This window comes from Cellulomonas sp. McL0606 (assembly GCF_058248365.1).
Map to the genome: position 1 here is coordinate 1,623,828 of NZ_CM177779.1, position 22,336 is coordinate 1,646,163.

Sequence of the window (22,336 nt, forward strand, 5' to 3'; positions counted from 1 at the left end):
CCACTAGGCTGACGCGGTGCCGGACACCGACCCCTCTGTCGAGGACCTCCTCGACGTCGCGGTCACCGCCCTCGGCGGCGCCCGGCGAGCCGGCCAGCACGAGATGGCGGTCGCCGTCGCGCAGACCATCGACAAGGGCGAGCACCTGCTCGTGCAGGCGGGCACGGGCACCGGCAAGTCGCTCGGCTACCTCGTCCCCGCCGTGCGGCACGCGGTGCTGGAGAACGAGCACGTGATCGTCTCCACGGCGACGCTCGCGCTGCAGCGCCAGATCATGGCGCGCGACCTCCCGCTCGTCGCGAAGGCCCTCGAACCGCACCTGCCGCGACCGGCGAGCATCGCGCTGCTCAAGGGCTGGCACAACTACGTGTGCGTGCACAAGGTCGCGGGCGGCTACCCGGAGGACGACGCCCAGGCGCTGTTCGAAGCTGGGCGACCACGCGGGTGCCGTCGAGCACCCGGCATCCGACGCCGAGAACCTCGGGGCGCAGGTGCTCCGGCTCCGGGAGTGGGCGGACGAGACGTCGACCGGCGACCGGGACGACCTCGTGCCCGGCGTGACGGACCGCGCGTGGCGACAGGTCTCCGTGGCGTCGCTGGAGTGCCTGGGCAGCAAGTGCCCGATGCTCAGCGAGTGCTTCCCGGAGAAGGCGAAGGCTGCCTCGCGGGAGGCCGACGTGGTCGTGACCAACCACGCGATGCTCGGGATCGCCGCGTCCGGCTCGCCCAACGTGCTGCCCGAGCACCAGGTGCTCGTCGTCGACGAGGCGCACGAGCTCGACGGACCGGGTGACGGCCCAGGCGACGTCCGAGCTGTCGGTCGGCGTCATCGAGAACGCGTCCCGGCTGGCCCGGCGGCACGGCGGGATCCCGACCACCGACCTCGACACCGCGAGCCAGGCGCTCGCCGGTGTCCTCGTCACGCTCCCCGAGGCCCGGTTCCGCGAGGGCCTGCCCCCGGCGGCTCGCGACGCGGTGGCGAGCGTCCGGGACGCCACCCGCGCGCTGCTGAGCGTGCTCAAGCCCGAGGGAGGCGGCCAGCCGCAGCAGGACGCCGGCCGCAAGGTGGCCCAGGCGACCATGCTCGCCCTCTACGAGGTGGCCGAGCGCATGTCGGCCGACCCCGAGGGCAACCGGCACACGGTCCTGTGGTGCGCCCGGTCCGAGGACCGCCGCGGGAACGTCTCGACGCGGCTGTACGCGGCGCCGCTGGCGGTGAACGGCCTGATCCGGACGCACCTGCTGGCCGGCCGGTCCGGCGTGCTCACCTCTGCCACCCTGGAACTCGGTGGCTCGTTCGACCCGATCGCCCGGGCCGTCGGCCTCGAGGTGCAGCCCGCCGCCGCACCCGTGGGCCCCGCCTCGATCGACGACGACGCGCCCGCACCGCCGTCGTCGGTGCCGTGGCACGGGCTCGACGTGGGCAGCCCGTTCGACTACCCGAAGCAGGGGATCCTCTACGTCGCGCGGCACCTCCCGCCGCCCGGACGCGAGCCGGCCACCGAGGCGCAGCTCGACGAGATCGCCGAGCTGGTCACGGCCGCGGGTGGGCGCACGCTCGGCCTGTTCTCGTCCCGACGCGCCGCGACCGCGGCCGCGACGGCGATGCGGGAACGCCTCGACGTGCCGATCCTGGTCCAGGGTGACGACCAGCTGCCCACGCTCGTGCAGCAGTTCATCGCCGACGAGCCGACCTGCCTGTTCGGCACCCTCTCGCTGTGGCAGGGCGTGGACGTGCCCGGCAGCACGTGCACCCTGGTGATCATCGACCGCATCCCCTTCCCGCGGCCCGACGACCCGGTGCAGTCGGCCCGCTCCGACGCGGTCGAGAAGGCCGGCGGGAACGGGTTCCTGGCCGTCTCGGCGACGCACGCCGCGCTCCTGCTCGCCCAGGGTGCCGGTCGCCTGATCCGCACCAACGACGACCGCGGCGTCGTCGCCGTCCTCGACCCCCGGCTCTCCACCGCCCGCTACGCGCCGTTCCTCACGCGCTCCCTGCCGGACTTCTGGCCGACCACGGACCGGTCCGTGGCCCTCGCCGCCCTGCGCCGCCTCACAGGTTCCGGCTAGCCTCGAAGCGATCCTGACGAAGAGTTCCCGACGACAGAAGGGTCCGTTCGTGACCGAGAGCCTGGACGTGGAAGACCTCGGACTGCGGCCGTCCCGGTCGGCGCGAGGCACCAAGCTGGCCATCGTCGGAGCAGGTGCCGTCGGGTCCACGATGGCGTACGCGGCCCTGCTCCGCGGTGCCGCGCGGACGGTGGCCCTGTACGACATCGACGCGGCCAAGGTGGAGGCGGAGGTGCTCGACCTCGGGCACGGCATCCAGTTCATGCCCATGGCCCAGGTGATCGGCTCGGACGACATCGCCGTCTGCGCGGACGCCGACGTCGTCATGTTCACCGCCGGCGCCAAGCAGAAGCCTGGGCAGTCCCGCATCGAGCTGGCGGAGGCGACGACCGGGCTCGTCAAAAAGGTCCTGCCCCAGCTGGTACAGGTCGCGCCCAAGGCGGTGTACGTGATGGTCACCAACCCGGTCGACGTCGTCACCTATGCCGCGTTGCGGGTGTCGGGACTGCCGCCGACGCACTTCTTCGGGTCGGGGACCGTGCTCGACTCGTCGCGGCTGCGCTACCTGATCTCGACGCAGACGGGCGTCGCCGTCCAGAACGTGCACGCCTACATCGCCGGCGAGCACGGCGACAGCGAGCTGCCGCTGTGGGGGTCGGCGAGCATCGGGTCGGTGCCGCTGCTCGAGTGGCAGGGCCACGACGGGCACGGTCCGCTCACGGCGGAGGTCCGCGACGCGATCGCGCGCGAGGTCGTCGAGTCGGCCTACCGGATCATCGAGGGCAAGGGGGCGACCAACTACGCCGTCGCGCTGGCCGGCTCGCGGATCATCGAGGCGATCCTGAAGGACGAGGGCCGCGTGCTGCCCGTCTCGTCGCTCCTGACCGACTACTACGGCATCAGCGACGTCTGCCTGTCGGTCCCGGCGATCGTCGGCGCGGACGGGGTGGGTGAGCGGCTCGCGGTCCCGCTCTCCGACGACGAGCTCGCCGGCCTGCGCCGATCGGCCGAGACCGTGCGTGCCGTGGCGCGGCAGTTCGGCTTCTAGCCGGCCGCCGTTCTTCGGGCGAACCTCCGAGCGGTCTGCCCGTCAGCGGTCCAGCAGGGCCGCGATCAGTTCGGCTCGGGACATCGTCGAGCGTCCGACGACGCCCAGCTCGGCCGCTCGCTGCCGCAGGTCGTCCACGGACCACGCCTCGTACTCGCCCGACGGACCGTCCGGGGCGTCCCCATCTGCGACGGGCGCGTCGCCGCCACCAGGGGCCCCCTGTCGACGCGCACGGTCGACGCGCAGCGCCTCGAACGCGGCAGGGTCTCTCATGCGCGGGTCCGGGATCCGTCCAGGCATCGCGGCGTCCTCTCCTCGGGCAGAGCGGTCAGGTCCAGACTGACCGGCCGGTCGACCACGCGCACCTCGACCGGCCGGGTGCGCTCACGCTCGCACCCGGCCGGTCGGTCGGTCGGTCGGTCGGTCACAGGCTGCGCAGCACGCTCACGACGCGCCCGAGGATGGTCGACTCGTCGCCGGGGATCGGCTGGTACGCCGGGTTGTGCGGCATGAGCCACACGTGGCCGTCGATCCGCTTGAGCGTCTTGACCGTCGCCTCGCCGTCGATCATGGCCGCCACGATCTCGCCCTGCTCAGCGACCGGCTGACGCCGCACGACCACCCAGTCCCCGTCGCAGATCGCGGCGTCGATCATCGAGTCGCCGACGACCTTGAGCAGGAAGAGGTCGCCGTCGCCGACGAGCTGGCGGGGGAGCGGGAAGACGTCCTCGACCACCTGGTCGGCCAGGATCGGACCACCGGCGGCGATCCGTCCGACCACGGGGACGTAGGACGGTGCGGGCATCCGCTCGCCCTCGGCGTGGTCGGGGAACGCCTCCCGGCTGCCGTCCGGCGCGGTCCAGGTCCCGACGCCTCGGGAGTCGTCGGCGTGCACGACCTCGATGGCACGCGGACGGTTGGGGTCGCGGCGCAGGTAGCCCTTGCGCTCGAGCGCGGTGAGCTGGTGCTTCACGCTCGACGGGCTGGTCAGGCCGACCGCCTCACCGATCTCGCGCATGCTCGGTGGGTAGCCGCGGGACTCGACCGAGTGGCGGATGGTGTCGAGCACCAGCCGCTGGCGGGCGGTGAGACCGTCCGGTCCGGGTGCGCCGTCCGGGAGCGCGTGGATGGTGGCCAGGTCCGCGTCGGCCTGGGACGTGTCCCGTGAGTCCGTCACTGCACTCCTCCTGTGTCGGGCGGTCGTGAGCTCCGCCGGTTCTGTCCGTACCTGGCCAACGAGCCCGTGACCTGTGGCAATGCGCGTCCCCGGGGGATCGGGGGCCGTTCGCCGGCCGTCGTGTCAGTGGCTCGTGGTGCTCTTGTCCTGCACCGCCACCCTAGGCAACTCGGGAACGAAGTTCAAACATCTGTTCGATCGTGTCTCGACAAGTGTCGGCGCACGGTGGTAGACATCGTACAGACGTACGACGAACACACGTTCGAGGATTCGAGATGGTGAACGGGCGGACGTCGCCGGGAGACACCCGGCGGGAACGAGGACGAGGGACATCATGACCACGATGGCGATGGCACCGGCGCTGCGGCCCGCGACGGCCCGTTCGGAGACCCGTGCGGCAACTCGCCCGGCTCTGCGCCTCGTCGGGGCACCCGTGGACCGGGCTGGTCGCGAGGTCCCGCGACGAGGACTCTCGGGACTGCGCCTCACGGCACGTGGTCGCGTCGCCCTGTGGTTCTTCGCGTTCGTGCTCGTCGCCTCGGCGGTCCTTGTCACCAGCCGGGCCGCCGCAGACGGACCGCAGGCCGCTCAGCAGGTGGAGCGTCACGTCGTCCAGCCCGGCGAGACCATGTGGCAGATCGCCAGCAGCATCGCCGGCCCTGGGCAGGACGTGCGCGATGTCGTGCTCGACCTCGTGCGGCTGAACGAGCTGCCGAGCGCCGGCCTGATGGCGGGCCAGGTCATCGTCGTGCCGGTCGACTGAGCGTCGGGCACACCCGGGAGAAGGTACGCGCGGCGTCGGGGCGAGTCGGCTCGTGACCTGCGCACCCGAGTGTCCTCGCGAGGGCGGTCGCCTCATCGGCGGCCGCTCTCGCCACGTCGTCGATCGTGCATGCGCCGGCGCTGTGTCGACCGCCGTGATCCCCGCCGCCCGGGAGGTCAGCAGGTCGACCGCCTGAGGGTCTGTGCAACCTTGGGCCGGACCCTGTGAGGCGCCTTGCGACCGTGCGGCGGCTGGCCTACGGTCACGGAGGCGTGCACGACGCCGCGCCCGTCCAGGGTGCCACGCACTCGAAGGGGATCCGGTGCACTGTCCGTTCTGCCGCAACCCGGACTCGCGGGTCGTCGACTCGCGGACCTCCGACGACGGTTCGACCATCCGTCGCCGACGTCAGTGCCCGAACTGCAACCGCCGATTCACGACGGTCGAGACCGCAAGCCTGTCCGTGGTGAAGCGTTCGGGCGCGACCGAGCCGTTCAGCCGCGAGAAGATCGCCGGCGGGGTGCGCAAGGCGTGCCAGGGCCGACCTGTCAGCGAGGACGACCTCGCGCTGCTCGCGCAGAAGGTCGAGGAGACGTTGCGCGCCGCCGGGTCCGCAGAGATCGACGCCTACGAGATCGGGCTGGCGATCCTCGGTCCGCTGCGCGAGCTCGACGAGGTGGCCTACCTCCGGTTCGCGTCCGTCTACCAGGCGTTCGACTCGCTCGAAGACTTCGAGGCGGCGATCACCGTCCTGCGCGCCGAGCACGACGAGTCGGCGTCCGCCGACGACGTCGTCGCACCGCAGGAGTCAGCCGACTCGACCGTCCAGGACTGACGCCGTTCGTCGCGACGTCCGCCGATCCTCCGCATAGGTTCGTCTGATGCTTCCCACGGACATCGAGCAGCTGACGGTTCCCGGACCACCGACGGTCCTTCCGGACGGGACGGGGGCGATCGTGTCGGTCGTCCACCCCCGGCTGTCGGACGACGAGTACACCGGCGGCCTGTGGACCGTCCCGCTGGACGACGGACGCGGCGGCCCGCGGCCGCTCACCCGCGGCCATCGGGACACCTCGCCGGAGGTCTCGCCGGACGGCCGCTGGGTCGCGTTCACGCGGACCGAGCCGCAGGGGAAGCCGCAGGTGTTCGTCGTCGAGACCACCGGTGGGGAGCCGCTGCCGCTCACCGACGCCCCGCTGGGTGCGTCGGCGCCGCAGTTCTCGCCGGACAGCCGGCGCGTCGCGTACCTGGCTCGAGTTCCCGAGCCCGGTCGCTACGAGAAGGACGGTCGCCCGGGCGCCGAGCCGCCACGGCACATCACCCAGCTCCGGTACCGCGCCGACGGTGTGGGCTTCGTCCGCGACCGGCCGCAACACCTCTTCGTCGTCGACCTGCCGGCCGCCGGCGCGCGGAGTGGGGACGAGTTGCCGACGTCGGTGGCGCTGACCAGCGGCGAGATCGGCGTCGGGGGTGCGCGCTGGCTGCCCTCCGGACATGCGCTCGTCGCGGTCAGCGCTCGACACGTCGACCGCGAGACCGACCTACGTCAGGACGCGGTCCTGGTCGACGCGTCCCCCTCGGGTGACCCGCGCAGCCCCACGGCGCTCACCGATGCCGACGCCGGCAGCCCCTTGGACGTGGAGGCCGTCCTGCCGTCGGCCGACGGCACGTCCGTGTGGTTGCTCGCGAGCGACGTCGGCGCGTCGGGTCGCGACTTCGTCGCGGCCCAGGTGGGCCTCTACCGGGTGCCGCTCGGTGAGGGTCCGGGCAGCCCGGTCCGGTTGACCGACGCCGACGATGTCGACCTGCTGACCACCGTGCTCGTCGAGCACGAGGGCGCCGCGATCGTGGCCCGCGAGGTTCGGGGCGCCGTGCATCTCGTCCGGGTCGGCACCGACGGCGCCGTCCGCACGCTCGTCGACGGGAAGGGGGTCGTCTCGGGCGCCGCGGTCGGCTCGGGCCGGATCGTCGTCACGGCCGCGGGTCCGACATCCGCCGGCGACGTGCTCGTCGTCGACCCGGAGGGCCGTGGTGCGACCGCCCGCACGGACCTGTCCGGTGATCTCCGGGCGACCGGGCACGTCCGGGAGCCTGTCGAGAGCCACGGCGACGTCGCCCGACGGGTACCCGGTCCACGGCTGGGTCCTGCGCCCGGACGGAGTCGGACCGCACCCCACGATCCTGATGATCCACGGCGGCCCGTTCTCCCAGTACACGCACGCCCTCTTCGACGAGGCCCAGGTGCTGGCCCAGGCGGGCTACGCGGTCGTCTACGGCAACCCGCGCGGCTCGTCGGGGTACGGCGCGGCGCACGGACGGGCGCTTCGGCGCGCGTTCGGGGAGGTGGACACGCAGGATGTGCTCGCGCTGCTCGACCTGGCCCTGGAGAACCCGGAAGCCGATGGCGGACGCGTCGGAGTCATGGGCGGCTCGTACGGCGGCTACCTGACGGCCTGGCTCACCACGCGCACCGACCGGTTCGCGGCGGCGATCGTCGAACGCGGTTTCCTCGATCCGGTCAGCTTCGTCGGCTCGAGCGACATCGGCTGGTTCTTCGGCCTCGACTACGTCGGGGACGCTGCGGACGAGGCGGGCGCTGCCGCCGTCGCCGCACAGTCGCCGATGGCGCACGTCGGCGCGGTCCGGACGCCGACCCTGGTCATCCACTCGGAGCAGGACTGGCGGTGCCCGGTCGAGCAGGGGCAGCGCTGGTTCGTCGAGACTCAAGCGCCGGGGCGTCGAGGCGGAGCTGCTGCTGTTCCCGGGCGAGGGCCACGAGCTGACGCGGTCCGGCACCCCGAACCACCGGCGCGTCCGGTTCGAGCACGTGCTGCGCTGGTGGGAGCGGCACCTGCCCGTCACAGGTCGCTCGAGCGCGAGCCCCACAGGTTGATCCCGGCTTCGACGGCGTGCGGTTCGATCGCCGCGGCAGCCGTCGTCGTCGAGCGGCGGCGCCGTCGCCGCGGTGAGGTTCTCGTCGAGCTGGTCCGTCGTGCGCGCGCCGACCAGCACGGACGTCACCCGTGGGTCGCGCAGGACCCATGCCAGCGCCAGCTGAGGGAGCGTGCGCCCGGCGGCCCCGGCGATCCCGGCGAGCGCCCGGACGTGGTCGAGGACCTCGTCGGTGAGCCACTCGGGCCGCAACGGGCCGCCGCGGGCCGCACGCGAGTCGTCAGGGATCCCGTGCAGGTAACGACTGCTGAGCAGGCCTTGCCCCAGTGGCGAGAACGCGACGACGGCCATCCCCGCGCCCGCTGCGACGTCGAGCAGTGAGCGACCGTCGGTACCCGGCCGCTCCACCCAGCGGTTCATCATCGAGTACGCCGGCTGGTGCACGGCGAGCGGCAGCCCGATGGCCCGCGCCACGGCGAGCGCGGCGACCGTCCGGTCGGCCGAGTAGGACGAGATGCCGGCGTAGATCGCCTTGCCGGACCGGACGGCGCTCTGCAGGGCGCCCAGCGTCTCCTCGAGAGGCGTGTCGGGGTCGAACCGGTGGCTGTAGAACACGTCCACGCGGTCGGTGCGCAGCCGACGGAGCGACTCGTCGAGGGAGGCGAGCAGGTACTTGCGCGACCCGTGCTCACCGTACGGACCCGGCCACGCGCGGTACCCCGCCTTGGTGGTGATCACCAGCTCGTCGCGCGGCAGGTCGGTCGACAGCATCCGCCCGACGGACTCCTCCGCCGCGAACGGTGGCGGGCCGTAGTTGTTCGCCAGGTCGAGGTGGACGACTCCCGGTCCACGGCGTGCAGGACGAGTCGGCGCTGGTCGGCGAACGGCGTCGACTCGCCGAAGTTCTGCCACAGGCCCAGGGAGACGACCGGGAGCGACAGGCCGCCGGCACGACGGTGAGGCAGGGTCACCCGGGCGACGCTACCCGCCGATCGGTGAGAAGAGGTGGCGCCATCGGCTCGCTTCAGGGACGCTGGCGGGGAGGGCGCACACGCCGTACCGCTGACGTACACCGCACAGGAGGAAGACGCCCATGGCGAACAACGACGAGAAGACCACCACGGCGGCGGTGAGCGAGGACGCGAAGGCCAAGTACCGCGAGGCTCTCGAGCGCAAGAAGTCGAACCAGCACCGCACGTCGGACGGCTCGTCCAACACCGGTCAGGTGCACGGCTCGGAGACGGCAGGCCCGACGCAGCGCCGGTTCCAGCGCAAGTCCGGCTCCGCCTGACGCCGACCGCCGGTCGACCTGACGTCGACCAGTCGCAGAACTGACGAAGGCCCGACCACGGTGCGTGGTCGGGCCTTCGTCGAGATCGATCCTGGTCGGTGGGTCCTACGACAGCTGGCGCAGCCGGACGGACTCGGGCCGCGAGGTGAGGGCGTCCACGAGTGCCGGGTCGATCGGCGCGCCGGCGTCGGTGACCACGTAGCCGAGCTCGCCGGCGGTGGTCAGCAGCTGGCCCTCGATGTTCACGCCGTGCTCGGCGAGCGTGGCGTTCACGGCCGCGAGCACACCGGGCACGTTGCGGTGCAGGTAGGCGAGGCGGTGCACGCCGGGCTTCTGCTCGAGGGCGAGGTTGGGCACGTTGACGCTGAGCGTCGTCGAGCCGGTGGCCATGTAGTCCCGCAGCTTCGCCGAGACGAACTGCCCGATCGCCTCCTGCGCCTCCTCGGTCGACCCGCCGGTGTGCGGCGTGAGGATGACGTTCGACAGGCCGCGCAGCTCGGAGTCGAAGGCGTCGCCCTTGCGCTTGGGCTCCACGGGGAACACGTCCACGGCCGCGCCGCTGACGTGTCCCGAGACGACGGCGTCGCGGAGTGCCGCGTAGTCGACCACGAACCCGCGCGACAGGTTCAGGAACACGGCGCCCGGGCGCATCTGCGCGAACTGCTTGGCACCGAACAGGCCCGCGTTGCCGCTGCGGCCGTCGACGTGCAGCGTGACGATGTCGGCGGCCTCGAGCAGCTCGTCGAGGGTGTCCATGCGGCGCGCGTTGCCCAGCGCCAGCTTCTCGGCGGTGTCGTAGAAGACCACGGACAGGCCGAGGTTCTCGGCCAGCACCGACAGCTGTGTGCCGATGTTGCCGTAGCCGATGATGCCGAGCGTGCGACCGCGGATCTCGTGCGCACCGGTCGCCGACTTGTTCCAGACGCCGTCGTGCATCGCCTTGTCGAACTCGGTGAGGCGACGGGTCAGCGAGATCATGTCGGCGAGGGCGATCTCGACCACGGACCGCGTGTTGGAGAACGGCGCGTTGAACGTGGCGATGCCGCGCGAGGCGGCCTCGGCGAGGTCGATCTGGTTGGTGCCGATGCAGTAGGCGCCGATCGCGACGAGGTCGGGCGCGTGGGCCAGCACCTCGGCCGTGACGTGCGTCTTGGACCGGATGCCGAGCACCTGCACGCCGGCGAGGGCGTCGATGAGCTCGGACTCGTCGAGCGCACCGGTCCGGGTGGTCACGTCGTAGCCGGCGGCCTCGAGGATCGAGACGGCCTGCGGGTGCAGATTTTCGAGCAGGAGGGCTTTGGGCACGTGCCTATGGTGCGCCTGGTCGGGGCAGCGGCCTAACGTCGGTCCGCCCTGCGGACAGCCAGCCCCTGGGCAGCGGACGGTCGTGGATCACCTGGAGGGTCCGGGTGGGCCGGGTCATGGCGACGTAGAGGTCCCCGGCGCTCGCGGCGAGCACCTCCGCCGGCTCGACCAGGACCACGACGTCGAACTCCAGACCCTTCGCCTCGCGCGGCGTGAGCACCACGAGCGGCGCGTCGAGGTCGGCCGCGCTCGCTCCGGTCCCGACCGCGGGGCGCAGGCCCCCGGCGACGAGGGCGTCCGCGATCCCGGCCAGACGGTCCTCGACGGCGATCACGGCCAGCCGCCCGGCGCCGGTCTCGTCGGTGATCTCTGCGGTGAGCTTCTCGGCCCGCCGCGCGGCCGCCTCCGCGAAACCGTCGGCGGCGACGTGCTCGACGAGCAGGGAGTCGGGCACCTCGCGGGCCGACGTGAGCGGGCTGACCGGCAGCCGGGCGGCGATCGCGACGCGGCGTGCGGTGTCGGCCACCTCGGCGGGCGTCCGGTAGTTGACGGTCAGCTCGTTCAGCCGCCAGGCCGAGCGCAGGACCGGGTCCAGCTGGCCGGCCCAGGAGCGCGCCCCGGCCGCGGCGGTCGTCTGGGCGACGTCGCCGACGATGGTCAGGGAGCGGGTCGGGACGCGGCGCAGCAGGCACCGCCACGCCATCGACGACAGCTCCTGCGCCTCGTCGACCACCACGTGCCCGTAGGTCCAGCTGCGGTCGGCCGCGGCACGCTCGGCGGTCGTGAGCGTCGGGCCCGTCGTCGCGAAGCGGTCCGCCAGCATCTCCGCCGAGACCATCCCGCCGGCTCCCGTGGACTCGAGCACCTGCCGGGCGTACGCCACCTCGGACTCGCGGCGGTCGGCGGCGGCGCGGGCCTGCGCCCGGGCGGCCTGGTCGTCCTCGCCGAGCAGCTCGGCCGCCTCGTCGAGCAGGGGGACGTCGGCCGGTGTCCAGGGGGCGTCGGCGGCCCGCACCAGCATGGCGCGCTGTTGCGGGGCCAGGCCCGGCGCCGCCGACGCGAGCCGGGCGGGCTTGCTGAACAGGTCCGAGAGGAAGCTCTCCGGGGTGACCGGCATCCACGCGAGGTTCAGGGCGATCCGAACCTCGCGGTGCGTGCGGATCTCCTCGATGATCTCGCCGCGCTCGTCGGGCGGGACGTCCTGGCCGAGCGACGTCACGTACTGGTCCGCGAGCCGGCCGAGCATGTCCCGCACGAACGCGATGCGCGCCTGGTTGTGCGGCCGGTGGTTGCGGCGCGCCCGGGCGATGGCCGAGGCGACGTCGTTCGGCCGGATCACCAGGTCGTGCCCCTCGACGCGCACGTGCACGGGTTGCGCCGGGACGCGTTCGCGGTCCCGGACCGCCCGGGCGATCACGTCGGCCCACAGGGACCGGCCCTTGGTCAGCCACCCGCTCGTCCTCGGTCGCGGTCGCGGCGATGCCGGGGAGCGCTCCGCGACGGTCGTCGTGACCACGCCCGTCTCGCCGAGCGAGGGCAGCACCTGGTCGATGTAGCGCAGGAACGTGCGGCTCGGGCCGACGAGCAGGACGCCCGAGCGCTCGAGCAGGCGGCGGTGCGCGTACAGCAGGTACGCGGCGCGGTGCAGTGCGACGGCGGTCTTGCCGGTGCCGGGCCCGCCCTGCACGACCAGAGCGCCGTTCAGCCGGACCGGATGATCGCGTCCTGCTCACCCTGGATGGTCGCGACGATGTCGCCCATCCGCCCGGTGCGACCGGCCGCCAGACCCGCGAGGAGCGCACCCTCGCCCGACAGTCCCGACAGGCGTGCCTCGGAGTCGCCCAGCGCATCGAGGTCGAGCACCTCGTCCTCGACGCTCGTGACGGTGCGCCCGCGGGTGACGACGTGCCGGCGCTGCACCACGCCGTCGGGGTTCTTCGCGGTCGCGCGGTAGAACGGCTGGGCGGCCGGCGCCCGCCAGTCGGTCAGCAGCTGGCTCTGCTCGGCATCGGTGAGCCCGATGCGGCCGATGTAGCGGCGGGTGTCGTCCGTGAGGTCGAGCCGCCCGAACACGAGGCGCTCCTCGACGGCCTCGAGCTGCGCGATCCGGTCCTCGTACAGCGTCGCGAACGCGTCGCGCTCGCTGCGGTTCTGGGGGGATCCCGACGGGCCCTCTCGCCGCACCTCGGCCAGCCGGGCCCGCGTCTGCGCGCGGAGGTCGTCGAGCCGCCCGTAGAGCTGGTCGACGACAACCTGCTCGCCGGTCAGCTCGCTGTCCATGGCTGCCACGTCGGCGTTCTCCGTTCCGCCGAGGTGACCCGGCCGTGCGTCCAGCGCCCGGCGGCGCGTCGGGGGACGCGCGGCGCACGGAGCGGCCGTCCATTATCCGTTGTCCCGGGCGCTCTCGCACCCACCGTCCGGGTGTCGTCCGGATCGCCCTCGGCGAACGGGCAACGCGGGCACACCGCGCGCGGAACAACTCATCGGGGACGGGCGTTGTGCCCCGTACCGGCGAGTGCCGACCGGTCAGCGCCGCGGCTGGGACAATGGGCCGCACGGCATGCGCCCCGGACGGAAGTGAGACAGCGATGCTGAACCCGAGCGAGATCTACGACGTCGACCCGGAGGTCGCCGCGCTGGTCGAGGCACGGTCCGCGAACGGTGCGGGCCCGGTCCTCGTGCACGTCGTGCGCGGGTTCGTCGACGCCGGCAACGCCGGCCAGCTCGCCGCGGAGCACCTCACGGACGAGCTCACCACGACCCGGCTGGCCACCTTCGACGTCGACCAGCTGCTCGACTACCGCTCTCGCCGCCCCCTCATGACCTTCGACCAGACGACCTGGTCGTCCTACACGGAGCCCGAGGAGCTCGTCGTCGACGTCGTCGAGGACACCAACGGTGTGCCGTTCCTCCTCCTGCACGGCGTCGAGCCCGACGTCCAGTGGGAGCGGTACGTGGCCGCCGTCCGGCAGATCGTCGAGCGGTTCGACGTGCCGCTGACCGTCGGGGTGCACGGCATCCCGATGGGCATCCCGCACACGCGGCCGCTGTCGGTGACGGCCCACGCGACGCGCCCGGGGAGCCGTCGCCGACCACCCGTCGTGGTTCGGCACGGTGCAGGTGCCCGCCAGCGCCAGCGCCCTGCTCGAGCTGCGCCTCGGCCAGAACGGGCACGACGCGATCGGCTTCGCGGTCCACGTGCCGCACTACCTGGCCCAGTCCGCGTTCCCGCAGGCGAGCCAGGCGGCGCTGCAGAAGGTCGAGCGCGCCACCGGGCTCGAGCTGAACGTCGAGTCGCTGACCCCGGCCGCCGACGAGGCGATGCAGGAGATCGAGCGCCAGGTCGCCGGCTCCGAGGACGTCGCCGCCGTGGTGCACGCGCTCGAGGAGCAGTACGACGCGTTCACGCGCAGCATCGGCCGGACGAGCCTGCTCGCGGGCTCCACCGACATCCCGACGGCCGACGAGCTGGGCGCCGAGTTCGAGCGCTTCCTGGCCCAGCAGGGCGACGCCGGTCCCGCCTGAGAATCCGACCTTTACCCAATCGTTGCCTACGACGGGCCAGCCGGACGGGCGAAAACGTGGCGCAGCCCACACGCCCGGTGCAAAGATGCACCCGTTGCAGTGACGTACTCGCTTGACCGGCGTCGTGACCTGGGCCTTCGTGCGTGGGGAACGGTTCCGACCAGTCGTTCTCGGCTGGGTCACCCGGTGCAGGACGTGAGGCATTGCGGCACGGCGCGGACAGCAGGGTCTGCGCCGTCACCGGTGGGAACAGAAGGAAATGAACATGGCCGAGGGTGCAGTCAAGTGGTTCAACGCTGAGAAGGGCTTCGGGTTCATCGCCCAGGACGGCGGCGGCGCCGACGTCTTCGTCCACTACTCCGCGATCAATTCTTCGGGCTACCGCAGCCTCGACGAGGGTCAGCGTGTGTCGTTCGAGATCACGCAGGGTGCCAAGGGCCCCCAGGCGGAGAACGTCGTCCCGCTCTGATCGTCCGCACGACCTGACGACGGGCCGCATCCCCACGGGGGTGCGGCCCGTCGCGCGTGTCACGTGAGCGGCGGGCCGTCGCGGAAGTTCCTAGGCGCCGGCGACGAAGCCGACCAGCTCCTCGTCGCGCAGCAGCCTGGCCGGGGCGGGCAGGCTGCGGATGCCGCGCGCGAGCGCCGAGGAGGACAGCAGGTCGAGGTCGTCGGACGCGGCGATCACGACGTTCCCGTACCCGCGGCCGCGCAGCAGCCCGGGCTCCGCGACGACGACGACGTCCGCGAAGCACCGGTCGATCGTGGCGATCTCCGCACGCGCCCCCGCGAGCGGCGGCCGGTCGGCCGTGTTGACCAGGTAGACGCCGCCCGGCCGCAGGACCCGAGCCACCTGCGCGACCATCTCGCGCGTCCGCACGTGGCGCGGGGTGGTGTCGCCGGCGAACACGTCGCGGATGACGATGTCGGCGGACGCGTCGGGCAGCTTCTCCAGCTCGGCTCGGGCGTCGCCGGCCCGGATGCGCAGGGCAGGAGCGCGCGGCAGGTCGAACCAGCCCCGCACGACTCCGGGAGGGCCGTGTCCAGCTCGACGGCCAGCTGGCGGGACCCGGGCCGCTCGGCGTCGATCGCCCGGGCCAGCGCGCAGCCGGCGGCGCCCAGGTGCACGACGTCGAGCGGGCCGCCGGCGGGGCCGACGCGGTCGATCACCTCGGCCATCTGCTGCATGTACTCGAAGACGAGGTGTGACGGGTCGGCGAGGTCGAGGTACGAGCTCGGCACGCCGTTCACCAGCACGGTGACCCCGTCGGGATCGTCCGGGTCGCGTTCGAAGCCTGACGGTGCCGGTGGCGATCGGCAGAGGCCCGGTGGGCCAGAGAGCCCGCACGGCGGCTCGTGTGGGTGGTCGGTGCGACCCTGAGCTCCGGCGGATGGATCGGTCGCGGGACGCCATGCCTGCAACCGTACGGGCCGTCGGCAGCAGATCGGCTCGGGTGGTTGACACCATCGAACACGTGTTCGATGCTAGGGGGGTCGGCGACAGTCGGCCCCGCACCGGAGTGAGAGCAGCTCCGTACTCGTGGAGCACCGCCGAGCAACGTGGCAGACGCAGGGATCGAGAAGGAGGCCGGGCGATGGGACAGCAGCTCGCGAGCAGGACCGCCGGGGCTTGGGCGGTCCGCAGTCGTCCCGTGCGTCCGAGCTTGCCGCACAGCAGCGACGAGCTGTGCGCGGCACGTCTGTCCTCCGAGGCCTGGGGCTTCTCGCATGCGCACCTCGCGGCGCTGCGGGCGGGTGCGGCTGTGGTCGCCGCGCGCACGGTCGGCCCCGGCAGGCGTCAGCTCCGCACCGTCTGGGAGCTGCTCGACGCAGTGGCGCCCGAGATGGCGTCGTGGTCCACGTACTTCGCGGACGCCGCGGCGCTGCGCTCTGCCGTCGACGCCGGCCGGTTCGAGGAGCTCGCACCGGGCAGGGCCGAGCAGGCACTCTTCTGGGCCGAGGACTTCGTCGACGCGGCGCGTTCGGCGGTGCGTGGTGAGGACGCCGCCCAGGACGTGCACGCTCTGCAGGCGTCGTGAGTCGTGCGCCCCGGTCCTCGACCGGGAGGCGCGGCTGGGGGAGTGCCGAGGACGGCTGCTCGATCCTTCACGTGGACATGGATGCGTTCTTCGCCTCCGTCGAGCTTGCCCGCCGGCCGCAGCTGCGGGTCTGCCGGTCATCGTCGGCGGAGCGAGCAGGGGAGTGGTCCTTGCCGCGACGTACGAGGCGCGCGCGTTCGGCGTGCACGCGGCGATGCCCATGTCGGTCGCGCTGCGACAGTGCCCGCAGGCGATCGTGGTCCCCCCCGACCATCACGCCTACCACGAGGTGTCCGTCGGGGTGATGCAGCTGCTCGGCGACGTCACGGCGCTCGTGGAGCAGGTCAGCGTCGACGAGGCGTTCCTCGACGTGGCCGGCGCCCGGCGTCGCCTGGGCCCGCCCACGGTGATCGCGGCGCAGATCCGGCGCCGCGTGCGTGAGCAGTTCGGCATCACCTGCTCGGTCGGCATCGGGTCCACCAAGTTCGTCGCCAAGCTCGCCTCGGGTCACGCAAAACCCGACGGGGTCCTGCTCGTCCCGCGCACCGCGACGGTCGACTTCCTGCGCTCGCTGCCGGTGGGGGCGCTCTGGGGTGTCGGCGAGCGAACCGAGGCCGCACTCGCGCGTTCGGGGATCCGGACGGTCGCCGAGCTGGCGGACAGCGACGTCGCGGTCGTCCAGCAGGCGGTGGGCAGGGTTGCGGGAGCGCACCTGTTCGATCTCTCGTGGGGTCGCGACCCGCGCCCGGTCGTTCCGCACCGGGCCGAGAAGTCGGTCGGCGCCGAGGAGACGTTCGCCGTGGACGTCGCCGACCTCGCCGTCGTCCAGGAGAAGGCACGGGACCTGGCCGACCGGTGCGCGGTCCGGCTACGGACCAGGGGTCTGGTGACCCGGACCGTCAGCGTCAAGGTGCGCACCTCGGACTTCCGTACGCTGACCCGGTCCCGGACGCTGCAGACGCCGACCGACGTGGGCCGTGAGCTCTACCTCGCGGCCCGCGAGCTGATCGCCGGCGTGGACCTCGGCGGGCTGCCCGTGCGCCTCATCGGGGTGCGGGCTGACGGGCTCTCGGCGGTCGCGGAGACCATCAGGCAACCGACGCTCGAGGAGGCAGCGGGTGAACCTGTGCGCGGCCGCCGCGAGGCCGAGCACGCGATGGACCTGGTTCGCGGTCGATTCGGGGGATCTGCGATACACGCAGGGACTACGCAGGTTGGTGGAGTAGCCTCTGGCTCGACTACCACCTTCGTTCCCGCGGATCTATCCTGAGGGCAACACAGGTGCTTATAGCTGACAACGGGGGTCAGGATGCCTCTCGGAGTACGAGCAGCGCGTGCTCGAGCAGATGGAACGTCAGCTGACATCTGACGACCCTCGGCTCGCCAACACGCTGACGCAGCGCGGGCGTCGCCCGTTCGGCCGCTATCTGATCGCGGGAGTTGGTGCGACCGCCGGCCTGTTGCTGCTCGTCCTGGGCGCCGCGAACAGCCAGGCATGGCTCGGCGTGGTCGGCTTCGTCGTCATGTTCGCCGCGGTCGCGTTCGCGTTCGCCGATCCGCACCACGGCCGCCGGTCCGGCCCGCGGGGCGTCGTTCAGAACGACGGCGCCGTGCGGCCCGCGAAGAAGAAGCGCGTCGGTCTCATGACCCGTCTCGGGGAGCGCTGGGAACGGCGTCGCGGCGAGAGCGGTCGCTGAGCAACTGCTCTGCCCCACCCACCAGCTCGTCGACCCACCCTGAGAGCACTCCGGACTGCACGTCGGGGTGCTCTCGCGCGTAGCGCTCGGTCTCGACGGTGCGCGCCAGCGACACGAGTGCCGCGGCCGGCTCCCCGGAGAGCCCGAGCCGGTGCGCGTCCGGAGCTGGGCGTTGACCGACGCGACGACCGTGCGCGGCGTGTCCGCGTCGGACCAGACGATGCCGCGCTTGGCCAGTCGCCGACGCGCGCGCGACCAGGCGCGCTCGGGCGTGAGGTCGGGCAGCAGGCCCGCGCGCCTGCGGACCAGCACGAGGGCGATCGAGGCGACCACCAGCACGACGGCGACCGTGATCCCGACGGGCAGCCAGGCGTTGGTCGACTGCTGCACGGTGGTGCCGTTCTGCTGCGTGACGGGCACGGGTGCCGTCGTCGGGGTGGTGTTGGATCCCGGGAACTGCTCCTCCTGCGAGTTCTTGGTCGAGCTGACCCCGGAGAACGGGTCGCTCCACGCCGGCAGCGGGCCGGTCTGGCTGGCCGGGGTGGGCTCGAAGCGCACCCAGCCGTAGTTCTGGAAGTACAGCTCGGGCCACGCGTGCGACTGCCGGCCGGTGATGATGTAGGTGCCGCTGTCGTCGGGGTCGCCGGGCAGGAACCCGACCGCGACGCGCGCCGGGATGCCGAGCATCCGCGCCATGATCGTCATCGAGGTGGCGAACTGGACGCAGTAGCCGTGGGTCGACTGCAGGAAGTCCCAGACGGCGTCGTCGGAGCGTGACGGCGCCACGTGCGTGTCGTAGGTGAAGTTCGCGGTCGAGTGGAAGAACTGCTGGAGGTCCATCGCCTGCTGGTAGGGCGTCGTCGCGTCCGCGGTCAGCTCGCGTGCCTTCTTGGCGATGTCGTCGCTGTGCGAGGTCTTGGGCACCTCGAGCGTCGCGCCGTCGTCGCCCGGGTCGCCCACGTTCGCGAACTGGAGGTCGGCCTTGGTCAGGTTGGGGATCTCCACCTGCATGGCGTACTGCATCCCGTTGTACGTGCTGCGCCGCCCGACGACCTCGTCGCGCGCCGCGTCGTACTGCCACGAACCGTCGACGGCGACGGTGCGGGGGAACGTGGAGATCGGCAGCCGGCGCTCCCGCAGGCCGGCCACGTCGATCGCGACGTCGGCCAGGGTCCCGCGCTCGGGGTCGGGCGCGGTGCCGACGATGCCCGGGTCGGACGTCAGCAGGGTGGCCGGATCCCAGGGCGCCAGGCTCGGCGCGTCCGTGCGCTGCCACGAGGAGCCGTCGAAGCTGGCGAGCGTGAAGGCGCGCAACGGTCCGACGGCGCGAGCGCTGACGGCGCCCAGCGCAGCGCTGGAGCTGCTGGGCGCGGGCGTCGGTGCTGCCGAGCCGGCGGCGGGTGCCGCGGCCTTCACGGTGTAGCGCATGACGACCTGCCCGGAGCGGCTCCCGAGACTTTGGCGCAGGTCGAGGTCGTCGCTGAGCTGGAGCGGACCCACCGGCCCGGAGCCGAACGTCGGCAGGCTCACGGACGCCCAGCCGGGCAGCGACGCGACGACAGGCCCGGCCACGACGGTCGCCACGATGAGCCCGACGGAGGAGAAGACGGCGACGGATGCGCGGCGCCCCTGGTCGGCGTGCGCCGTCGCGGGGGCAGTGCTCAGCGCGAGCAGCAGGAGGTAGCACAGCGCGGTCCACGCGAGGGCCCAGCCGCTCGCCGGGAAGCCGAGCACCACCGCAGGGATCCACATGGTCGCGAAGGCGAGGCCGGACAGCGCCGGCGCGCCGACGCCGATCGCCAGCAGGTCGGCCAGCAGGAACACGGCCAGGGCGCCCGTGACGACGAGGAAGCTCGGTCGACCGGACGCCCTGCATCGGCACGAGGGACGCGTTGATCACGGTGATGCCCTCGCGCGCGGTGGCGAGGGTGCGGTCGACAGAACCGGTGTCCGGCAGCACGCGCACCCGTCCGGGTGCTGCGCCGTACCGGACCAGGATGATCGCGAGCGACACCACCAGACCGGCGAGCGACGGAGCCCACCAGGACCGGGTCACGGCACGGACGCCCATCACGATCGCCGCCACGACCAGCACGATGAACCATGTGGCCGAGAGCCACGTGCCGCGGACGATCAGGTTCTGCAGCGCGAGCACGCTCGAGCACGTCGCAGCCGCGACCAGCCCGGTCCCGATGGCTGCGCGGGGACCGCGCGGGATGGGGTGCACGCCGCTGATCATGAGGCCGACCCCAGGAGCCGGAGCCAGCAGTCGACGATGGGCTCGTCGGGCGTGACGCGGCAGGCCCGCCAGCCGGCGCGACGCAGCGCGCGGATGGTCTCGTCCGCCTCGGCTGCGTGCGCCGGGGTGTCGGCGCGGACCACGGCCCAGGCCTGGGCGTCGTCGGCGACGTGCGCGAGCGCGGCGCGCGCCGATGCGCCTAGCGGCCCGAGCACCGCGAGCACGATCTCGCCGGCGGCGTCCGTGGTGTGCAGGAGGTGCGCGGCCGCGACGAGGTCGACCTCGCCCTGCACGTTCGTGCGCGGCGCCTCGAGGTCGATCGTGCGGTCGAGCACGGCCGCCCGGGCACCGGGGCCGGACCGGCTGTGCACGAACGCCAGGGGATAGGGGCCGGTCTCCGGCTCCGACCGCAGGCCGCCGACCAGCCGCACGGGGTGGCCCCCCTCGAGCATGGCGAGCGCCATCGACGCCGCGAGCGAGATCGACCACTCCAGGGTGGACGCACGGGCGGGCAGGCCGAGCAGCACGGACACGGGACGCATGCCGGCGCGTTCGTCGGACCGGACCATCAGGGCGCCGCGGCGGGCGCTGCTGCCCCAGTGCACGCGCCGCAGGTCGTCGCCCTCGCGGTAGTCGCGCAGGGACGCGTCGTCGGTCGACGGGGTCCGGGCGCCGAGAGCGACGCGGTCGGGCTCGCCGACGAGGACGTCGGCAGGCGTGGGCAGCGGGACGACCGTGGGCCACACCGAGACCTCGGCCTGCTCGCCGAGGGTCGCCGACGCACGGACCACCCCGAACGGGTCGCTGCGGGTGACGACGAGCGGTCCCAGCGGCCACCGTCCCCGGCGCGCGGCCTGGACCGCGTAGGTGACCGTGACGCGGCGGGGAGCCCGGGCCACGCGGGCGCGCAGGGGCCGCCCACCCGACAGCTCGGTGGCGGCCTGCTCGGCGAACTTGAGCCCGGCCAGTCGCACGCGGGCGGCGGGGTCGGTCGCGGCGATGACCACCTCGATCTGCGCCTCGGAGCTGGCGTGCACCGGGTTGGGCGTCGTGCTGCGCGTCACGCCGAGGCGGTGCCGCCCGCGGCCGGGGTCGAACACGAAGACGCCGATCGCGGCGGCGACCACGAGGAGCAGGGCCAGGGTGCCGATCCGGACGAGGTCGACCGAGCCGAGCACCACGCCGAACTGCACGGCGGCGACCCCGGCTGCCGCGAGGGTCCAGCCGCGAGCGGTAGGTCGCAGTCGCATCAGCCGACGGCGCGACGGGCCCGCCCGGCGGTGGCCGATGCGGGCAGCGGGAGGCGGTCGACGATGTCCGAGACGATGTCGGAGGTGGTGCGACCCGACAGGCGCGACTCGGTGCTCGGGAGCAGCCGGTGCGCCAGGACGGGCACGGTCAGCTGCTGGACGTCGTCGGGCAGGACGTGGTCCCGGCCGTCCATGGCGGCGAGCGCCTTGGCGGCCCGGAGCAGCTGGATCGCGGCCCGGGGGGAGGCACCGAGCCGCAGCCCGTTGTCTTCCCGGGTGGCCGTGACCAGGTCGACGATGTACCGCTTGACGGCCGGCGAGGCGTAGAGCCGACGGGTGGTCTCGATGGCGGCCTTGACCTGCGTCGCGTCCGTGACGGCGCTCAGGGCGTCGAGCGGGTCCGAGGTCTCCTGGTTGTCGAGCATCTCCAGCTCGGACTCGATGCTCGGGTACCCCACGGTGAGCCGGGCCATGAACCGGTCGCGCTGCGCCTCGGGCAGCGGGTACGTGCCCTCCATCTCCACCGGGTTCTGCGTCGCCACGACGAGGAACGGGCGGGGCAGCGGATAGTGCTGCGGCCGTCCACCGTGGCCTGGGCCTCCTGCATGCACTCCAGCAGCGCCGACTGCGTCTTCGGGGAGGCGCGGTTGATCTCGTCGCCGATGACGATGTGCGCGAACACCGGTCCGGGCCGGAACTCGAACTCGTGCGTCTGCGACCGGAAGATGTTGACGCCGGTGAGGTCGGACGGCAGCAGGTCCGGCGTGAACTGGATCCGCCCCACCGAGCAGTCGATCGTCTTGGCGAGTGCCTTGGCGAGAGTCGTCTTCCCCACACCCGGCACGTCTTCGAGCAGCAGGTGCCCCTCGGCGAGCAGGACCGCGACCGTGACCCGGACGAGGCCTGCAGGGCGTCCGGTCACCACGCTCTCGATCCCGGCACGCATCCGGAGCGTGGTGGCGACGACGTCCTCGAGCTCGATCGACGACGGGGTGGCCTGCAGCATGGCGCCTCCTTTGGCGGAACTGGCACGAGCCTAA

Annotated in this window: 15 protein-coding genes and 7 pseudogenes; 11 read left to right on the plus strand and 11 right to left on the minus strand. The window is 72.8% G+C overall.

Translation table 11 applies throughout. The features are described from left to right. Window positions 1–16 precede the first annotated feature (16 nt). Both AC38ZX_RS08235 and AC38ZX_RS08240 read left to right on the plus strand, forming a co-directional pair. Window positions 17–2,070: pseudogene (locus tag AC38ZX_RS08235) on the plus strand (ATP-dependent DNA helicase). Window positions 2,071–2,119: 49 nt separating this feature from the next. Continuing rightward, window positions 2,120–3,118 (plus strand): L-lactate dehydrogenase, encoded by a 999-nt coding sequence (locus tag AC38ZX_RS08240; RefSeq protein WP_491296939.1) that lies wholly within the window; start codon window positions 2,120–2,122, stop codon window positions 3,116–3,118. A gap of 42 nt (window positions 3,119–3,160) precedes the next feature. Here AC38ZX_RS08240 and AC38ZX_RS08245 read toward each other — a convergent pair whose 3' ends face one another. Next, window positions 3,161–3,391 (minus strand): Rho termination factor N-terminal domain-containing protein, encoded by a 231-nt coding sequence (locus tag AC38ZX_RS08245; RefSeq protein ID WP_426595331.1) that lies wholly within the window; start codon window positions 3,389–3,391, stop codon window positions 3,161–3,163. A 151-nt stretch (window positions 3,392–3,542) separates the two neighbouring features. Next, entirely contained in the window at window positions 3,543–4,295 is a 753-nt protein-coding gene (gene lexA, locus AC38ZX_RS08250; protein WP_426595332.1) for a transcriptional repressor LexA, read from the minus strand. A gap of 334 nt (window positions 4,296–4,629) precedes the next feature. Here lexA and AC38ZX_RS08255 point away from each other — a divergent pair, with 334 nt between their 5' ends. Further along, a complete protein-coding gene (locus AC38ZX_RS08255; protein ID WP_491296940.1) occupies window positions 4,630–5,058 on the plus strand; it encodes a LysM peptidoglycan-binding domain-containing protein in 429 nt (142 codons plus the stop codon). 322 nt (window positions 5,059–5,380) lie between these two features. Beyond that, window positions 5,381–5,893: a transcriptional regulator NrdR gene (gene nrdR / locus AC38ZX_RS08260; protein ID WP_426595334.1), complete on the plus strand. Its 513-nt coding sequence runs from the start codon at window positions 5,381–5,383 to the stop codon at window positions 5,891–5,893. A 706-nt stretch (window positions 5,894–6,599) separates the two neighbouring features. Here the strand turns inward: nrdR and AC38ZX_RS08265 are convergent. Further along, window positions 6,600–7,139 (minus strand): hypothetical protein, encoded by a 540-nt coding sequence (locus AC38ZX_RS08265; RefSeq protein ID WP_491296941.1) that lies wholly within the window; start codon window positions 7,137–7,139, stop codon window positions 6,600–6,602. Here AC38ZX_RS08265 and AC38ZX_RS08270 point away from each other — a divergent pair. Further along, window positions 7,117–7,728: pseudogene (locus AC38ZX_RS08270) on the plus strand (alpha/beta hydrolase family protein); the annotation flags it as partial. The gene AC38ZX_RS08265 and the pseudogene AC38ZX_RS08270 sit on opposite strands and share 23 nt — an antisense overlap. A 324-nt stretch (window positions 7,729–8,052) precedes the next feature. Here AC38ZX_RS08270 and AC38ZX_RS08275 read toward each other — a convergent pair. After that, window positions 8,053–8,775 (minus strand): annotated as a pseudogene (locus tag AC38ZX_RS08275) (aldo/keto reductase); the annotation flags it as partial. Further along, entirely contained in the window at window positions 8,685–8,921 is a 237-nt protein-coding gene (locus AC38ZX_RS08280) for a hypothetical protein (RefSeq protein ID WP_491296942.1), read from the minus strand. The gene AC38ZX_RS08280 and the pseudogene AC38ZX_RS08275, both read right to left, overlap by 91 nt. A gap of 122 nt (window positions 8,922–9,043) precedes the next feature. On the opposite strand from AC38ZX_RS08280, the gene AC38ZX_RS08285 reads away from it, so the two are divergent. After that, window positions 9,044–9,241: a DUF5302 domain-containing protein gene (locus tag AC38ZX_RS08285; protein ID WP_426595337.1), complete on the plus strand. Its 198-nt coding sequence runs from the start codon at window positions 9,044–9,046 to the stop codon at window positions 9,239–9,241. A 105-nt stretch (window positions 9,242–9,346) separates the two neighbouring features. Here AC38ZX_RS08285 and serA read toward each other — a convergent pair whose 3' ends face one another. Together serA and AC38ZX_RS08295 are read right to left on the minus strand one after the other, a co-directional pair. Continuing rightward, a complete protein-coding gene (gene serA / locus AC38ZX_RS08290) occupies window positions 9,347–10,546 on the minus strand; it encodes a phosphoglycerate dehydrogenase (protein ID WP_426595338.1) in 1,200 nt (399 codons plus the stop codon). A gap of 4 nt (window positions 10,547–10,550) precedes the next feature. Further along, a pseudogene (locus AC38ZX_RS08295) lies at window positions 10,551–12,835 on the minus strand (HelD family protein). A gap of 299 nt (window positions 12,836–13,134) precedes the next feature. Between AC38ZX_RS08295 and AC38ZX_RS08300 the strand changes: the two are divergent. Both AC38ZX_RS08300 and AC38ZX_RS08305 read left to right on the plus strand, forming a co-directional pair. Further along, window positions 13,135–14,071 (plus strand): annotated as a pseudogene (locus tag AC38ZX_RS08300) (PAC2 family protein). A 265-nt stretch (window positions 14,072–14,336) separates the two neighbouring features. Beyond that, a complete protein-coding gene (locus tag AC38ZX_RS08305) occupies window positions 14,337–14,540 on the plus strand; it encodes a cold-shock protein (RefSeq protein WP_426595341.1) in 204 nt (67 codons plus the stop codon). A gap of 90 nt (window positions 14,541–14,630) precedes the next feature. On the opposite strand, the gene AC38ZX_RS08310 is transcribed toward AC38ZX_RS08305, so the two are convergent. Then, window positions 14,631–15,095 (minus strand): spermidine synthase, encoded by a 465-nt coding sequence (locus AC38ZX_RS08310; RefSeq protein ID WP_491296943.1) that lies wholly within the window; start codon window positions 15,093–15,095, stop codon window positions 14,631–14,633. A gap of 640 nt (window positions 15,096–15,735) precedes the next feature. Between AC38ZX_RS08310 and AC38ZX_RS08315 the strand changes: the two genes are divergently transcribed. The 3 genes from AC38ZX_RS08315 to AC38ZX_RS08325 all read left to right on the plus strand — a co-directional run bounded on the left by AC38ZX_RS08315 (window position 15,736) and on the right by AC38ZX_RS08325 (window position 17,807). Beyond that, complete coding sequence (locus AC38ZX_RS08315) at window positions 15,736–16,110, plus strand: SAV_6107 family HEPN domain-containing protein (RefSeq protein WP_491296944.1); 375 nt, start codon at window positions 15,736–15,738, stop codon at window positions 16,108–16,110. A 163-nt stretch (window positions 16,111–16,273) separates the two neighbouring features. Beyond that, on the plus strand, window positions 16,274–17,380 hold the full coding sequence (dinB, locus tag AC38ZX_RS08320) for a DNA polymerase IV (protein WP_491296945.1): 1,107 nt from the start codon (window positions 16,274–16,276) through the stop codon (window positions 17,378–17,380). 76 nt (window positions 17,381–17,456) lie between these two features. Continuing rightward, a complete protein-coding gene (locus AC38ZX_RS08325) occupies window positions 17,457–17,807 on the plus strand; it encodes a DUF3040 domain-containing protein (protein WP_491297338.1) in 351 nt (116 codons plus the stop codon). 603 nt (window positions 17,808–18,410) lie between these two features. Here the strand turns inward: AC38ZX_RS08325 and AC38ZX_RS08330 are convergent. The 3 genes and pseudogenes from AC38ZX_RS08330 to AC38ZX_RS08340 form a co-directional block, all read right to left on the minus strand. Beyond that, window positions 18,411–19,631: pseudogene (locus AC38ZX_RS08330) on the minus strand (transglutaminase TgpA family protein); the annotation flags it as partial. Between the two features lie 411 nt (window positions 19,632–20,042). Next, entirely contained in the window at window positions 20,043–21,296 is a 1,254-nt protein-coding gene (locus AC38ZX_RS08335; RefSeq protein WP_491296946.1) for a DUF58 domain-containing protein, read from the minus strand. Then, a pseudogene (locus AC38ZX_RS08340) lies at window positions 21,296–22,302 on the minus strand (AAA family ATPase). The gene AC38ZX_RS08335 and the pseudogene AC38ZX_RS08340 overlap by 1 nt, the downstream one beginning before the upstream one ends. Window positions 22,303–22,336 lie beyond the last annotated feature (34 nt).

Bases quoted from the DNA above. Each gene is read 5' to 3' on its own strand.
- AC38ZX_RS08325 (WP_491297338.1), top strand. From the start codon at position 17,457: ATGGAACGTCAGCTGACATCTGACGACCCTCGGCTCGCCAACACGCTG.
- AC38ZX_RS08305 (WP_426595341.1), top strand. From the start codon at position 14,337: ATGGCCGAGGGTGCAGTCAAGTGGTTCAACGCTGAGAAGGGCTTCGGG.
- AC38ZX_RS08255 (WP_491296940.1), top strand. From the start codon at position 4,630: ATGACCACGATGGCGATGGCACCGGCGCTGCGGCCCGCGACGGCCCGT.
- AC38ZX_RS08335 (WP_491296946.1), bottom strand. From the start codon at position 21,296: ATGCGACTGCGACCTACCGCTCGCGGCTGGACCCTCGCGGCAGCCGGG.
- AC38ZX_RS08285 (WP_426595337.1), top strand. From the start codon at position 9,044: ATGGCGAACAACGACGAGAAGACCACCACGGCGGCGGTGAGCGAGGAC.
- AC38ZX_RS08245 (WP_426595331.1), bottom strand. From the start codon at position 3,391: ATGAGAGACCCTGCCGCGTTCGAGGCGCTGCGCGTCGACCGTGCGCGT.